The following is a 14,588-nucleotide window of genomic DNA, read 5'->3' on the forward strand; positions in this document are numbered from 1 at the left end:
GTCAGCCCGCCCCCTTGCGCATACCTCATACGGTCGGCATACCGCAGGGATCATGAGGCGTCAGCCCCTACGACACCACGCTTTGAAGGTCAGTAATTCCAATGACGATGCAGACCTATCCCCTTTGAACCCCGGAGAATCCAAGTCCCTTGTGCCGACCCCGCCGACACTCCGTCCGTCTCCCATTCGTGCGCGCGACGCCATGCCAACGGCACAACGCGATATCGCTGAGGTCAGGGCGTTGGGCACCCGCTCGCCAACCTACGGGCGCCAGATCCGCAGATGGTGACGGACTCTGGACACCCACCGCCTTGGCCGGAGATCCCTCGTATTTCTGGCCAACAGGCGACGATCCCGGTCACGGTTCTGCTCCATCTCCGCCGCCGAGTACCGGCGGCTCCAGTGGACGCGACCGTCACGGATCCAGTAGTGCGACCAGCACGGAAGTGACCAGTTACCGATCGAGGGGGTGAGGGACACGCTCTCGCCGTCGTAGGTAAGGGACCACTGGGCCGGGGAGAGCGGTGTGACTTCGTGGCCGCATCCACAGCAGCACAGGTGGCCGCAGGTGCGATAGGGGATCGAGACGTACAGCACCCCTGCGTCCATCGTTGGGGGGAAGGTCTCGGTGAAGACCGGGCGCAGGATGTCTTGTGCGGTCACGGCAGGTCCTCGTTGGCGATCTCGTTGGTGATCAGTGAGTATGTGGTGTGGTTCTCGTCGGTGGCGTCGGCGTAGATGCCGATGGAGCGTTTCCAGCGGATCACGGCCAGGACGGCGTTGAGCGCGTTGAGATCCGCGGTCTGGATGTTGCGTGCGTAGGCGTCGCGTTCGGGCGCCGGCTGGGGGATGCGGTGACGGGCTGCGTCTCGGCGGCCCGGGAGGCTGGTGGTGACGCGCAGGAGTCCGCTGAGGCGGCCGTCGATCTCTTCGATGCCCATGCCGACGTCGATGAACGGTACGTCGTGGGCTTCGAGCCAGTCGATGATCACCGGTTTGCTCGCCGCGTCGTCGGAGGCGAGGAACACGAACGTCGCGCCTTCGAGAAGGTGGAGGTTGTCCTCGTCGAGGTACTGCGCGCAGGCGGACAGGCCTCGGTGCATGTTGGCGTAGATCGAGGCAAGGTAGGTGGCCTTGAGTGGGCGGTCACGCAGGGTGTCGAGGGTGGGGGCGCCGGGGGCGCGGAAGGCGTTGTGGTTGTCGAAGGTGTCGCCGTCGATGAGGAGGATCGAGTCGACCTCGGTCTTGGCGACCTGGTCGAGGATGTAGCTTCCGCTGCCTCCGAGACCGACGATCACGATGTGCTGTCCTCGGAAGCGGCGGTTGACGGCCGCGATGCCGGCGCGGGAGGTGGCGGTGTCGCGGTAGACGAAGGGGCTGTCGTTTTCGATCTCCTGCCATGCGGCGCCGGGGGTGGGGGTGGCGGTGGAGTCGAGTGCGTGTGCCTGGTCGGCGATGATCCTCGCGTACGCGGTGATCTTTGTGTATTCGTCGGGGTAGCCGTCGGGGCCGGGTTTGCTGGAGAGCATGAAGTTCGCCTGCATGCCCTCGGCGATCACCCGGGTCTCCGGGTTGGCGGGGGCCAGGGGGCGGCCGTGCTCGTCGCAGGGGGTGGAGCCGCCGAACCAGATGCGGTGGTCGGTTCCGGAGACCAGGCGGTCCCCGCTGACGGTCATGGGGTAGGCGAGGAAGCCGTGTTCGACGGTGCGGTTCTCGGTGACGTACGGGATGTGCCGGACGATGATGTGGCCTGCGTGGACGACGACGTCGTAGCCGTCATCGAGGAGGCGGGCCAGGTCCGGGTCACGAGCGAGAAGTGCGATAGGCATCGAAGACCATTCCCTTCTTCACTCTGACGCTGTGGCCGGCGGTGAGGCTGCCCGTTCCGTGGCCGTCGTGGCCGCGGCTGTAACGGACGGTGTAGGTGTCCTGGTCATTCGGGGGCTGGCCGGGGTAAGCCAGGTCGACGACCTGCTCGAAGGTGATCTCCTTCGCCTCCCAGGTGTGCGGTCGGGCGTTGATGATGATCGTGACGGGCGCGGGCCCGTGGCTGTCCTGGGACATGGGTCCTCCTAGGTGAGGGGGTCGTGTGTCCGCCCGGAAGTGCCCCGGGCGGGGCGGCGTCCGGCGGCCACCGCAGGGGCGGCGCGCCGGACAGCCGTGTTGGTGTGGCGGGTCAGCGCCGGGGAAGGGCGAGGAGGTTGTTGGTCCACACGCCGTCGGCGCGGGTCCGCAGGTACTTCTCCCCTCGGGCGGGCGTCACCACGGCGACTTCCGTCCGGTGCCCGGCTCGGTCGCTGGTGTAGGCCTTGCCGGCCTGGTTCTCGATCCAGTCGACGATCTGCGCCCGCGTGTTGTCGCCGGTCTTGCCGGACGCCTGCTCGGTCCACCACAGGTGGGTGATGTGTTCGTGCGTGGTGCCGCCGGTCGACAGGCGCACCGCGGTGATCTGGATAGCCATCGTTCTGTTCCTGCCGGCGATGTTCCAACGGCGCCCGCGGCCGGCGCCCGGGTTCCGTGAGCACCGTGGGTGGGGTGCTTCGCCTGGGACGGACGACATAACTCGCGGGTAGGGGTGATGCTGGTGCGGATGGGGGTGCGAGGCGTCAGTCGCAGTTGAGGCAGCGGTCGCTGTCCGAGGGGAACATCGAGGGCGGGTGCAGGGTGAAGCAGCCGGGGCAGAGGCGTTCGGGGACGCGGGGCGGGCAGGTGCAGCGGCCACAGTCGGGGCACGGGGGGATGTGGCAGCGCCGGCAGGCGGGGTCGAAGGAGCGGTACTCCTCGCCGCAGTTCGCGCAGATGTAGTCGCGTGACTGGGGGCCGGTGTCGGGGGTGGGTGCGGTGAAGGTGCGCCAGGGGGCGGAGTCGGTGACCAGGACGGCGACGAGGTAGCCGTCCATGGGCGCGGTGTCGGCGTGCAGTTCCCGTCCGAGGATGCCGTCGCGGTAGCGGATCTGGGTCAGCCCTCGTGCGTGGCCAGAGCCGGTGAGTGCGCGGTCGATGACGGCTATGTCGCCTTGGAAACTGCCGCGTCGCAGGGGCGGAAGGCCCTGGGATGCGGCAAAGGCGAGGTGTCCTGTGGTGTCGACGAGGAGGATGTGGCCGGGGGCAGGGAGATGCTGGGCGGCTCGAACGCAGACCGCCATGCGGGAGGCGTTGCTCGCCTGCCACAGCTGGGTGACCGTCGACGCGGTGGGGCCCTTGGTGTCCAGGTGCTGGTTGACGAGGGGCGCGGGGAGCAGGATCTCGGCTGCGAACGCGTCGCAGGCTGCATCTTCCAGGAGGAGGCCACCGTCGGGTTCCCTGCCAAAGGGCTCCATGAGGGCGAAGCTGTTCTTCTGCAGGTGGTGGCCCAATTCGTGCAGGGCGGTGAAGTCCCGCCGTGCACGGCTGGCGGACGTGGCGACGGACAGGTGGGGTGGCGGGCCGAAGTCATACGCTCCGGCGACGCTGCACCCTCGTTCCGTCAGATCCTCGTCGACCTCCAGGACGGTCAGCTCGGGCCAGGTTCTCAACTCCGCGAGGGCGCCTTGTGCTAGGCGCTCGACCGCGCCGGGACGAGCCACTTCGACTTCCTGGATCATCGCAGCGGCCTGGGTCCGGGCAGCACCAGCGAGCACGTAGTTGACCACGCGGTGTGCCCCTATTCGCCCAGACGCAGTTCGAAGTAGCGGTTCGTGCGTGCCGTCCAGTTCGGCTGCGTGCGGTCGTCGTCGCGTGCCGCGAGCGTGTAGATACCGTAGGCGGCCCGCAGCCGGGCATCGCGTTCGGTCTCGTCGTGCTGAGTGGCAAGAGCCTTCACCTGCTTGCGGCGCAAGGGGCGGTTCAGTTCGTGCACGACGGCGGACGGCAAGGCGGGGTTGGCCTCGAGCAGCCGGCTGGCCGGCTGCCCGAGGCTATCGGCGAGCGTTTCGGCCTGGTCGGCGGTCAGGGCCAGTTGCCCCCTCCAGACGGCGAGAGCCTGAGGCGGTGGCAGTTTGAGTTCGGCCCCGAGTTGCGGAGCGGTGATGCCGTGGTCACGAAACAGCTGGTTGAGGCCTCCCGATCCTTGAGGGGCCCACTGTGCCGAGGCAAGGAGCACGAGCTGGTCGGCCAGGACGGCGCGGTACTCGATAGTCGGCGCGGACGGTGCTGTGCCGCTCCCCCACCGTGTGCCGGGCACTGCGGCGGCGAGCGTACGGGATTCAAGGGAGAAAGGGCGGCTGGTCAGCTCGCTGACCTGCCGGTCCAGCACACACCACGGAAGGGTGGCTTCCAAGCCCCACCACAGGGCCAGTGGCTGTTCCAAGGTGGTCGCCTGGGCAGGCAGGAGCAGGGTGTCGGTGTCGGCGTACTGTTCGAAGGAGGCCGGCACGGCGCGCAGGGTGTCATTGTCGCCATCCGCCGTGATCAGCAGCAGCTGGATGGTCTCCTCCCATACTGCGCGCCAGATCTGGCCCGGTTGCGGGTCCTGGGGTGGTGCGGTGGCCACCTGGCGGACGGCGTCGGGCACCTTCAGTCCCGCCGCGGCGGCCACCAGTCGTTGGTAGGCAGTGGTGTGGACAGAGCTCATACCGTCTCCCCCGTCTCCTCGGCTGTGGTCCATCAGCGCATTCTCTTCTCAGTGGATCCAGACGACGTAACTGGGGCTGTTCACGAAGGAGCGTCGCCGCAGCGCCGCAGCAGGGCGGTCATGACCGCGTGGGGGTCACTGTCCGCTGATAGAGCGGTACGGATCGTTGTCTTGAGGTTTGCCAGGACGGCAGCGGCATGGGTTTGCCGGATCTCCAGCAACTGCGCCGCGTGATGTGCGTCCTCGTCGAGGTAGGGAAGCAGCAGGCGCTCGTTGGGTGAGAGGCGCTGCCAGATGTCCTCGGCCACTCCGTCGACCCCCGTGGGGTCCGATGCGGTGGTAGCCGCGTGCTGGTCGACGAGTTCGGCGACGGTCCCTTCATCGGCGTATAGCGCGGTGAAGCGGGCCGACGCCAGGAGCTCGAACCGGGCCTCGAGGACCTTGGCGAGGTCTTCCTCCCGCACCGCTCCCTGGGCGTACTGGAGCACGCACGAGAGGATGGTCTTGAGGGCATAGACCGTCTGCTTGGGGGTGGGGCCGGAATGATTCCAGCGGGTGATACCGACACCTGTTATCCGTGCCGCCTGTGCGATGAGATCGTCAAGGTCTCCCTGCCACACAGCTCCTTCGGCATGGTCGGCCAGTGCCCAGCGCGGCGGTGAACCGCTGCTCTTCCGGTAGACCGTGTCCTCGTCCATCAAGCGGGCGATGCGGCGCCGGAGCTTGCCCCGCGGCGTCTTCTTCGCCTCATCGATAAGAAAGTTCTTGATCGACGTGAGGAACAGTCGCTCCAGGGATGCCTCGTCGGCAGCCTGAGCGAAGCAGACGGTCACGAACCGTTGTCCCGCTCCCTCCTGGGACAACATCGCACTGATCACGTCGTAGGCCGCGTCATCGCTCCAGGCAGTGTGCCCTTCCGGGGGCGGAAAACCGGAGGCACGGCGCACCTGGTGGACCAGCCGCCGCAACAGATCAAACGTGGCCGGCCCGAACTCGCCGGTCTGCAGCTCCTCGAAAGCACCGCTTGCCACGAGCCACCCCGATCCCCTGCTCCCCGCTCGGCGCCAGCAGCCGCGAGGCTTCGAGTCTGCATACACCAACATCCACGCCCCAGGCGCGCGACGCGCCCAAGGAATGAGGCAGGCACGGCGGTGACCAGAGGGTCCGTAGCGTCGTCGAGAAGGCCGTGCTCGCCAGTCGGTGTGGCCTCGCCGAACGCTCACGGGCGAACCCCTCAGCCTCTGGGGCTACCGGGCTTCCACACCAGTGACGCCCTCGCCTCCGCCTTCGCTGCACAGAAGCGATCGACCAGCTCTTGGCCGACACCCCAGGGCCCATCCGCAACTGGACCGCCCGCGACATCGACACTGCCCTGCACTGGCTCACCGCCCCGCCAACACCACAACCAGCACATACCAACAGTCAGCGAACCTGAACAGCATGCAAGGAAACTGACCACTTCTGACCAACACTCACTCCACTTGACAAAGCGACAGCTCAGGACACAGCCCAAGCCACCACTCCTCCACCAACGAGCCCGGCCTCAAGCCCCTCATTACCAGCAGCGCCAAACTGATCAGCCCAGGCCAACCCACCCCTCACTGATCAGAAATATCGCTCGTGGACAGCAGCTCTCCGCCATCGACATGCGCTGAACCTGCCGATGAGCCGGATCGGTCCGGGTCTCGTTCGTAGAGCGTTCTTTTTGCGTACGAAGTGCGTACCGGACGTCCCTGCGGGGTGTACCGATGCCGGCTGGGCGTGGACCCCGTAACCAGGGCGATGAACTGGTGTCGGCGCAGCGGCGGTGGGCGTCGGTGGCGCGGCGGGCGGTGCGGGCCGGTGCGGAGCCGGAGCGGGTGTTCGCGCTGGCGCGGGCGGTGGTGACCCGGTGGTGGGAGCAGGCTTACGGCTGGGAGCGGGAGACGATCTGGCCGCGGCGCCTGCACCTGGTCGCGTGCGGGGATGCAGGCGGTGATCTGGAGCGGTGGCGGATCGTGGGGCGGGACGCGGTCGTCTTCCCGGAGGTGGTGGCGGTGGCCGACGCGCTGCTGGACCCGGCCATGGCCGAGCTGGTGTGTTCGCCACCAGGTCCGCACCCTGTCACCGGACCCGCCGCAGCCGGGAAACCCACCGCCCTGCTCAACGTCGGCCGCGCCTGCCACCTCGCCCGCATCCGCAAGAACCCCGCACCGCCCGGATCAGCGCACGCCGCAGTCGCATACGTCCTCGTCCCGCCCGGCGCCACCGCGAAAACACTCATCACCGAATTCGCCCGCTACCTCGGCATCCCCGTCACCACCCGCATGACCCAGACCCAGATCACCGACGCCGTCTGCCACACCTACACCCAAGCCGGCGTCCAACTCGTCCTCATCGACGAAATCCACCGCCTCAACCCCCGCACCACCACCGGCGCACAAACCGCCGACCTGCTCAAAGACCTCACCGAACGCCTGCCCGCCACCTTCGTCTACGCCGGCATCAACGTCACCGACACCCCCCTGTTCACCGGCACCCGCGGCGCCCAACTCGCCGGCCGCGCCACCATCATCACTTGCGGCCCCCTCCCCGCCCGCCACGGCACCCGCCACCCCTTCTGTGACCTCATCACCGACATCGAAAACGCCCTCGACCTCACCCACCACAAACCCGGCACCCTCCCCCGCCACGCCGCCTACATCCACCAACGCACCGCCGGCGCCATCGGATCCCTCACAAGGCTCATCCGCCAAGCAGCCATCACCGCCATCCACGACGGCACCGAACGCATCACCAAAACCACCCTCGACGCCGTACAACTCGACCACCTCGCCGAACAACACAACCGCCCCACCCACAACCGCTAACCCCACCCCCACCCGACCAGCAAAACAGCCCTGACGAGCACAAACACCAACCGATCCCTCACGCGCTAGCGAAACCCACAACGAACCCCGACCCACTCAGCTCACACGACACAACCCCAGCTCACACCCCGAACTACCCGCTGGAACCGCGCACCCGGCCACTCTCAACGAACCCCCAACACACCAGGCCAGCAAGACCGTGACACACCAACAAGCCCCCTCCGAGCGTTAGAACGTCGTACGGTGCGCCCAGTCGGCGTCAGGCCCGCAGGTAAGTGAGCACGGCCAGGACCCTGCGGTGGGTCTTCTCCGTCGGAGGCAGGTCCAGTTTGGTGAGGATGTTGCCGATGTGCTTGCCAATCGCCGCTTCGGAAACCACCAGCTCCTTGGCGATTGCGCCGTTGGACTTGCCTTCGGCGATCAGTGCCAGCACCTCGCGTTCGCGCGGGGTGAGCTGCTCCAGCGGATCGCGGCGGCGGCGCAGCAATTGGCGCACGACCTCGGGGTCGACCACCGCCCCGCCGTCCGCCACCTTGTGCAGCGCTTCCACGAATTCCTCAACCTGGCCCACCCGGTCCTTGAGCAGATAGCCGACACCCGATCCGTCGCCGGAGTCCAGGAGTTCTGCGGCGTATGTCCGTTGCACGTACTGGCTGAGGACCAGGACCGGCAGTGTGGGGCGCTTCGCGCGCAGCCGCACTGCCGCGTGCAGGCCCTCGTCCTGGAAACCGGGCGGCATGCGCACGTCCGTCACCACAATGTCGGGGGCATGCGCCTCGACCGCGGCGACGAGTGCCTGCGCGTCCCCGACGGCCGACACCACCTCGTGGCCGCAGCGGCTGAGCAGGCCGATGAGCCCTTCCCTCAGCAGCACACTGTCTTCGGCCAGCACTACGCGGAGTGATCGGCCGCCTTGGTCAACTCGCAAGGAAACTCCACACGCAACAGAGTCGGTCCACCCGGCGGACTGGTCAGGGCAAGTCTGCCATCCAGGACCGATACCCGGTCCGCGAGACCGGTGAGGCCGCTGCCTGCCGAGGCGTCCGCGCCGCCGCAGCCGTCGTCGCGCACCTCGAGAAACAGGCGTCCGTCGCGGTGGCCGCCGCTCACCTGCGCGCGATCGGCCCCGCTGTGTTTGGCGACGTTGGCCAGCGCCTCGCAGACCACGAAATACGCAGCGGATTCGATCGCCTGGGTTGGCCGGCCCGGCAGTTCGAGGTCGACGTCGACGGGGACCACACAGCGGTCCGCGGCGTCGGCGACCGCGGCTTGAAGGCCGTAGTCCGTGAGGACCTTGGGGTGGATGCCGTGGATGAGTTCGCGCAGTTCCGCGAGCGCCTTACCTGCCTCCTCGTGGGCCTTGGTGAGCTGGTCGGCGAGCGGGCCGGGAGGGGCGTCGAGGCGGGCCAGCCCGAGGGCCATCGTCAGGGCTACGAGGCGCTGTTGGGCGCCGTCGTGCAGATCGCGCTCGATACGGCGCCGCTCGGCCTCGAAGGCCTCGACCAACCGGACGCGGGAGCGGGCCAGTTCGACCACCTTGGCGCCGAGCTCGCCCTCGCGGGAGGCGATCAGCAGCCGGGCCAGCTCGGCGCGGGCGCCCGCTGTGACGCCGAGCACGTAAGCGCACGGGACCATCAGGAGCAGGCCCAGCACGGCGACGCCGAAGGCGGTCGGCCAGGTGGTGACCGTCCACTGCTTAAGCACCGTCGCTTCGTGGCCGTCGCCGACCGTGGCCATCAGCAGCGGGGTCGAGACCATGGACAGCGGGAAGAGCAGGGCGACCGTGATCGCCAGGGCATCGACCGGCCACAGCAGCCCGGCGAACAGCAACGCGTACCCGAGCTCCCGCCAGGTCGCCTGTTCACGTAGCCGGGTGGTCAGCCAGGCCCACAGTCCCGGCGCGACCGGCACCTGGTGCCGACTGGAGACCGGGTTGCGGTCGATCAGGCGCAGCCTGCGCCGCTCCACCCCGGCCACTGGGATCCCGCTGAGGGCGACCACGACGAGCAGCGGCAGCCCCACCAAGACGATAGCGAGCGCACCGCAGACCGCTGCCACCGTCACGATCCCCACCAGGGCGGTGGCGCCGGTCATCGCGCCGGTGAGCAGATATACGGTGACGCGCCAGGGCCAGGCCGACAGCAGGAAGCCCGGCCGGGACATGGCCTGCCACACGTTCCGAGAGTGCACGTGCATGACCGTAAGCGGCCCCACCGGCTCGGTGCCATCGGTCCAGGGTGTGTATCAGGGGTAGGCCTGGCACTACCCCAAGTCTCGTTCGCGCCGTACTGCGTCACGCGGGGCTTCCGCGGTTTCGTGGAGGATCCAACGAGCCAAGGAGCAAGTACGGAAATGAGCAACGACGCTATCCGGTTGCGCTCCGTGACCCGGCGGTACGGCTCGGGCGGTACGTCCGTCACCGCCCTCGACGAAGTATCGCTCGCCTTCGCGAGGGGGACCTTCACCGCCGTGATGGGCCCGTCCGGATCCGGCAAGTCGACCCTGCTGCAGTGCGCCGCGGGCCTGGACCGGCCCACAACGGGCTCGGTCACCGTGGGCGACACCGAGCTGACCGGCCTGAGCGAGACCAAGCTGACCCTGCTGCGCCGCGAGCGCATCGGCTTTGTGTTCCAGGCCTTCAACCTACTGCCCTCGCTGACCGCCGAGCAGAACGTGGCCCTGCCGCTGCGGCTGGCCGGCCGCCGCCCGAAGAAGACCCAGGTGCGCGAGGTGCTCGAACAGGTCGGACTCGGCGACCGGGCGCGGCACCGCCCGACGGAGATGTCCGGCGGGCAGCAGCAGCGGGTTGCCCTGGCCCGCGCCCTGATCACCCGCCCCGAAGTGCTGTTCGGCGACGAGCCGACCGGCGCGCTCGACTCGCAGACCAGCCGCGAGGTGCTGACCCTGCTGCGCGGCATGGTCGACCGGGACGGTCAGACGATCATCATGGTCAGCCACGACCCCGTCGCGGCCTCCTCCGCCGACCGCGTCGTCTTCCTCGTCGACGGCCGGGTCAACGGTGAGTTGATCGGCGCCTCCGCCGAGGACATCGCGGCGTGCATGACGAAGCTCGAGGCGGCGCCGTGCTGAGCACCACGCTGCGCACCCTGCGCACCCGCTGGGTCACCTTCGTCGGCAGTTTCGTCGCCCTGTCCCTGGGCGTCGCGCTGATCGCCGTGATGGGGCTGGCCCTGGCGTCCTCACTGGACGCTCCCGACCGGGGGCCGGAGCGGTTCGCCGCCGCGCCGGTCGTCGTCAAGGGCCAGGACACCTTTGAGGTACCCACCTCCATCGGCGACCGCACCCAGAAGCTCGCGCAGCCGCGTGCCGTGCCCGCCGACGCGATCGCGAAGCTGCGGAACCTCGGGACCGTCGTCGAGGACCGGTCGTTCGCCGTGCGGGCCGAGGGCGGCCCCGCCGATCTGGTGGGCCACCCCTGGTCCACGGCGGCCTTCGCGCCGTACCACCTCGACGCGGGACGCGCGCCCCACGCCGCGGACGAGGTCGTCGTCAGCGGTGACTGGGCCCGTCCGGGCACCCGGGTGCGGACCGACGGCAGCACGGTGCGCGTCGTCGGCACCGTGGCCGGGCTCGGCTTCGAGAACGCCGTGTTCTACACCGACACCCGCGCCGCCGAAGTGTCGCCGCGCAGCCTCCAGCTCGTGGTCGACGCCGATGCGGCGGCCGTGCGCGAGGCGGTACGCGGCAGCGAAGGCGTCCAGGTCCTCACCGGCAACGCGCGCCGGTACGCCGACGCCGACCCCGACCGGGACAGCGAGGCGCTCACCGCGATGAACGCCATGTTCGGCAAGGCCGGCGGCGTCACCGGATTCGTGTCGGTGTTCGTGGTGGCCTCGACCTTCGCGTTCGCGGTGGCCCAGCGGCGCCGCGAGTTCGGGCTGCTGCGCACCGCCGGGGCGACCCCGGGCCAGATCCGCCGCATGGTCGTCTCCGAGGCGCTCGCGGTCGGTGTGCTCGCCTCGGCCGCCGGCTGTGTGCTCGGTTCCTACGGTGCTCCGAAGCTCGCCGAGTGGGCGGTCGACGAGAGCCTTGCGCCCCGCTGGTTCATTATCGGCGACTACACCTGGCCCTACCACATGGCGTTCTGGACGGGTCTGTTCGTGGCCCTGTGCGGGGTGCTGGCCGCGTCCTGGCGGGCCGGGCGCACCGGTCCCACCGAGGCACTGCGCAAGGCGTCCGTCGACACTCGGCCGATGACATGGGGCCGCCGGCTGTTCGGCGCGGCCCTGCTGATCACCGCCGCGGTGACGCTGGCCCTGGCCCTGGTGACGAACCCGGGCGACCTGCTGCAGCGCAAGACCTATGTGAGCCGGCCGATGCTGCTGATCACCGCGGTTGCGCTGCTCGCGCCGGTGCTGGTGCGGCCACTGGCCCGGCTCATCGCCTGGCTGCCGGCCCAACTGCCGGGCGCCGGCGGGATGCTGGTGCGGGAGAACGCCGCCGCCGGGGTGCGCCGCACCGCCGCCGTCGCGGCGCCCGTGCTGGTCACGGTGGCGCTGGCGGGCTCGCTGCTCGGCGCCACCGCCACCCTCAACGAGGCGAAGGCCACCGAGGTGCGCGAGCAGACGGCCGCCGACTTCGTGGTCACCGAGGCGGGCGACACCGGCTTCGACGAGGCGACGCTGCAGCGGCTTCGGGCCGTGTCCGGGGCCGAGGTCTCGGCCAGCTCGTCGAGCGCCGTGTACGTCCTGGAGGACGGTGTGGCGCTCATCAGGTCCGACGCCAGGGCCGTCGAACCGGAAGGGCTCACGGCAACGGCCCGTCTCCCGCTCGCCGCGGGGAAGGCGAGCGAACTGGACGACGACTCGATCATCGTCAACGAGGAGTGGGAGAAGCACACCGTGGGCGAGCGGGTGGACGTGTGGCTCGGTGACAGCACGAGGAAGTCCCTGAAGATCGCCGCGGTCATGACCATCGGCACCTGCAACAACGGCGTCTACGTCACCCTGCGCAACGCCCCCGCGGCACCCGTCGACCGGGTCGACGTACGCCTCGCGGACGGTGCCGACACGGGCGCCGTGGCCGCCGGTCTGCGTCAGGCGGTGCGCGCGTCGGGCGGGGAGGTCCTCACCAGGGACGCCTGGGTGCGGGCGACGTACCCCGAGACCAACCGGACGACCCGGATGGGCTTCTTCCTGGTCCTCGGGACAGCTCTCCTCTACACCGGCATCTCGCTGGCCAACACGATGGTCATGGCGACCTCCGACCGGGTCCGCGAGCTGGCTGTGCTGCGGCTGGCCGGCGCCACCAGATGGCAGGTGCTGCGGCTGGTGGGCGCCGAGGCGCTGATGGTGGTCATGGTCGGCGGACTGCTGGGAGCGCTGATCACCGGCCTCAACCTGGTGGGCATGTGGAGCGCGCTGGGCCTGCTCTCGGTGTGGACGTCCATCGAGATCCCGTGGGCGACGCTCGCGGCGGCCCTGGGTGCCTGCGCGGTGCTCGCCGTGATCTCGGCGGTCGCCCCGGCCGGCCTCTCCCTGCGCCGCAGGGCGGTGGAGCTGGCGGGCGTACGCGAGTGACCTCTGACCGGCGCTGGCCTGCCGGATGCCGCGTGCCCCAGCAACCGGGCCTCCGCCCCCACCAGCAAGCGTCGCTGCTGAGGCGTGTGGGGAGCGGTGAGCATGATCGGCCCTACTTCGAGTGGCGGGTGTCCGTTCAACGAGCGTCGTCAATGCTGGGTTGGCAGGGAGCAGATAGTGGCCGTGGAACTATCGGAGGTGGACCGCAGGTGCTCCATCTCCGCGTACTGCGCTGCAAGTTGCCTGATCGCTCACTGTTTGAACTCGGTGAGTTGGTTGATCACGGACTCCTGGCGGGCGAGACGCGCCCTCAGTTCCTCGACCTCGTGCTTGAGTCGTTCGGCCTGAGCGGCGCGCGGGTCAGCGAGGGTTCCGGCCTGCTGCAGAGCGGCCAGGCGGCGCTGGAACTCTCGGGCGAGGTGCTGGTAGGGGCCGGGGCGGACTGACCCGTCTGCGTTCTTTCTGGGGTGGAACCCGGTCCGGGCGACTCCCGCCTCTTACACCGTGTCCTACATGGTCAGTTGGCGGAGGCGTTTGTAGCAGCAGAGGGCCGCTGCGAGGCCGAGGAAGGCCAGGTAGTTGCGGTGATGTCGCTCGTAGCGGGGTGACAGGCGGCGGTAGCCGGTCAGCCAGGAGATCGTGCGCTCGATGACCCACCGGCGGCGGCCCAGTCGTTCGCTTGAGTCGATTCCCTTGCGGGCGATGCGGGCGCCGATCCGCTGGCTGTGCAGCCATCGCCGCAGGTCAGGCACGTCGTACGCTTTGTCGGCGTGCAGGCGCTGAGGTTTGGAATGGTGGCTGTGGGATTCGTGTCCTGCGTTGTGGTGCTCGCCTCATCCCGTTCGCCATGGCTACTACACGGCAGGTCCCTGGGCCGATGGGGCCATGACGCCCGGGGGAGGACTGGCCTGTGGACTGATGCTCCCGGTAGCCGCGAGAGCGACTCGGGAAAAGAGCGTCCCGGAGAACCCGAACAGAAGAGAAAGGGCGAGAGCGAATGGGCTGAGAGGGCTGCTCCATGAATTCTTCAGGAAGACATCGCCGAGGAGGTTGAGACCTGGATCGGCGAGCATGCGGATCAGGAGGAGACCGCCCACGGCGGCAAGAGCACCACCTATGGGAGAGAGGACCAGAACACCGCCAAGCTGTACCGCGCCTGTAGGGGATCGAAGAACGGTGGTGGCTGGTGAAAGAAAACCGCCGAGGGAGCCGATCAACATGGTGACCTCATGGTTGAGCGTCACTCCGACGAGGAGTATTCCCGCCAGCCCTACGGTAGTCAGCCACAGAGAGATGCGGTGTCGCTCGTAGACGCCTGAGTTGATTCCCAGCTGCCCGCCGCTCTCCTTGTGGGCCGGCTTCCCTCACGGAATCTGGCGGTCGTGCACCGCCGCGGCTCCGACTCTATCGGACCGACCCGCCCGCCCACAGAGCTCCTTGGTCACTGAGCGCGCGGCGCATCGGGGTAGCCGACCGCGTCTGCGTACCGGGAGCCCGCGTTCACCAGACAGGCAAGCTGCTTTGCCACGCCCCCTAAGGGTTGCTCCCGCCCCGCCCCGCGTGATCAGCTCTCCCCTTCTGTCATGAACAGGCGGCTTCGGGGAGAGGCCGCAGGGGAGGGAAAGGCGCCATGACGAGCGCTGCGGA

13 protein-coding genes and 1 pseudogene are annotated in these 14,588 nt (G+C 68.9%); 4 read left to right on the forward strand and 10 right to left on the reverse strand.

Annotated elements, in window-relative coordinates:
* Nucleotides 1-261: 261 nt before the first annotated feature.
* The 7 genes from ACFYOV_RS33515 to ACFYOV_RS33545 all read right to left on the reverse strand — a co-directional run bounded on the left by ACFYOV_RS33515 (nt 262) and on the right by ACFYOV_RS33545 (nt 5,583).
* A complete protein-coding gene (locus ACFYOV_RS33515; RefSeq protein WP_389094391.1) occupies nt 262-609 on the reverse strand; it encodes a DUF6527 family protein in 348 nt (115 codons plus the stop codon).
* Between the two features lie 50 nt (nt 610-659).
* Nucleotides 660-1,829 carry a ThiF family adenylyltransferase gene (locus tag ACFYOV_RS33520; protein ID WP_389094378.1) on the reverse strand — a complete coding sequence of 390 codons (1,170 nt, stop codon included), beginning with the start codon at nt 1,827-1,829 and terminating at the stop codon, nt 660-662.
* Nucleotides 1,804-2,064, reverse strand: a complete 261-nt coding sequence (locus tag ACFYOV_RS33525) for a multiubiquitin domain-containing protein (RefSeq protein ID WP_389094379.1) — start codon at nt 2,062-2,064, stop codon at nt 1,804-1,806. Before ACFYOV_RS33525 ends, ACFYOV_RS33520 begins: the two co-directional genes overlap by 26 nt.
* Before the next feature lie 112 nt (nt 2,065-2,176).
* Nucleotides 2,177-2,461, reverse strand: a complete 285-nt coding sequence (locus ACFYOV_RS33530) for a DUF3892 domain-containing protein (RefSeq protein ID WP_279338218.1) — start codon at nt 2,459-2,461, stop codon at nt 2,177-2,179.
* 145 nt (nt 2,462-2,606) lie between these two features.
* Nucleotides 2,607-3,584: an ImmA/IrrE family metallo-endopeptidase gene (locus tag ACFYOV_RS33535; protein WP_389094381.1), complete on the reverse strand. Its 978-nt coding sequence runs from the start codon at nt 3,582-3,584 to the stop codon at nt 2,607-2,609.
* Nucleotides 3,585-3,643: 59 nt separating this feature from the next.
* Nucleotides 3,644-4,552: a hypothetical protein gene (locus ACFYOV_RS33540; RefSeq protein ID WP_389094382.1), complete on the reverse strand. Its 909-nt coding sequence runs from the start codon at nt 4,550-4,552 to the stop codon at nt 3,644-3,646.
* An 80-nt stretch (nt 4,553-4,632) separates the two neighbouring features.
* On the reverse strand, nt 4,633-5,583 hold the full coding sequence (locus ACFYOV_RS33545; RefSeq protein WP_389094384.1) for a hypothetical protein: 951 nt from the start codon (nt 5,581-5,583) through the stop codon (nt 4,633-4,635).
* A 717-nt stretch (nt 5,584-6,300) separates the two neighbouring features.
* On the opposite strand from ACFYOV_RS33545, the gene ACFYOV_RS33550 reads away from it, so the two are divergent.
* Nucleotides 6,301-7,401: an ATP-binding protein gene (locus ACFYOV_RS33550; RefSeq protein ID WP_389094385.1), complete on the forward strand. Its 1,101-nt coding sequence runs from the start codon at nt 6,301-6,303 to the stop codon at nt 7,399-7,401.
* 259 nt (nt 7,402-7,660) lie between these two features.
* Here the strand turns inward: ACFYOV_RS33550 and ACFYOV_RS33555 are convergent, their stop codons facing one another.
* Together ACFYOV_RS33555 and ACFYOV_RS33560 are read right to left on the reverse strand one after the other, a co-directional pair.
* Nucleotides 7,661-8,293, reverse strand: coding sequence for a response regulator (locus ACFYOV_RS33555; protein ID WP_389094387.1), 633 nt, complete (start codon nt 8,291-8,293; stop codon nt 7,661-7,663).
* Nucleotides 8,293-9,564 carry a sensor histidine kinase gene (locus ACFYOV_RS33560; RefSeq protein ID WP_389094393.1) on the reverse strand — a complete coding sequence of 424 codons (1,272 nt, stop codon included), beginning with the start codon at nt 9,562-9,564 and terminating at the stop codon, nt 8,293-8,295. Before ACFYOV_RS33560 ends, ACFYOV_RS33555 begins: the two co-directional genes overlap by 1 nt.
* Before the next feature lie 189 nt (nt 9,565-9,753).
* Here ACFYOV_RS33560 and ACFYOV_RS33565 point away from each other — a divergent pair, with 189 nt between their 5' ends.
* From ACFYOV_RS33565 to ACFYOV_RS33575, 3 genes are all read left to right on the forward strand, one after another.
* Nucleotides 9,754-10,491 carry an ABC transporter ATP-binding protein gene (locus ACFYOV_RS33565; RefSeq protein WP_389094388.1) on the forward strand — a complete coding sequence of 246 codons (738 nt, stop codon included), beginning with the start codon at nt 9,754-9,756 and terminating at the stop codon, nt 10,489-10,491.
* Nucleotides 10,485-12,941 (forward strand): FtsX-like permease family protein, encoded by a 2,457-nt coding sequence (locus tag ACFYOV_RS33570; RefSeq protein WP_389094395.1) that lies wholly within the window; start codon nt 10,485-10,487, stop codon nt 12,939-12,941. The genes ACFYOV_RS33565 and ACFYOV_RS33570 overlap by 7 nt, the downstream gene beginning before the upstream one ends.
* Nucleotides 12,942-13,150: 209 nt before the next feature.
* Complete coding sequence (locus tag ACFYOV_RS33575) at nt 13,151-13,387, forward strand: hypothetical protein (protein WP_389094390.1); 237 nt, start codon at nt 13,151-13,153, stop codon at nt 13,385-13,387.
* A 63-nt stretch (nt 13,388-13,450) separates the two neighbouring features.
* On the opposite strand, the pseudogene ACFYOV_RS33580 reads toward ACFYOV_RS33575, so the two are convergent.
* Nucleotides 13,451-13,732: pseudogene (locus tag ACFYOV_RS33580) on the reverse strand (transposase); the annotation flags it as partial.
* Nucleotides 13,733-14,588: the final 856 nt, after the last annotated feature.

The sequence above is a fragment of the Streptomyces sp. NPDC005931 genome (assembly GCF_042871235.1).
In the GTDB taxonomy this organism is placed as follows: domain Bacteria; phylum Actinomycetota; class Actinomycetes; order Streptomycetales; family Streptomycetaceae; genus Streptomyces.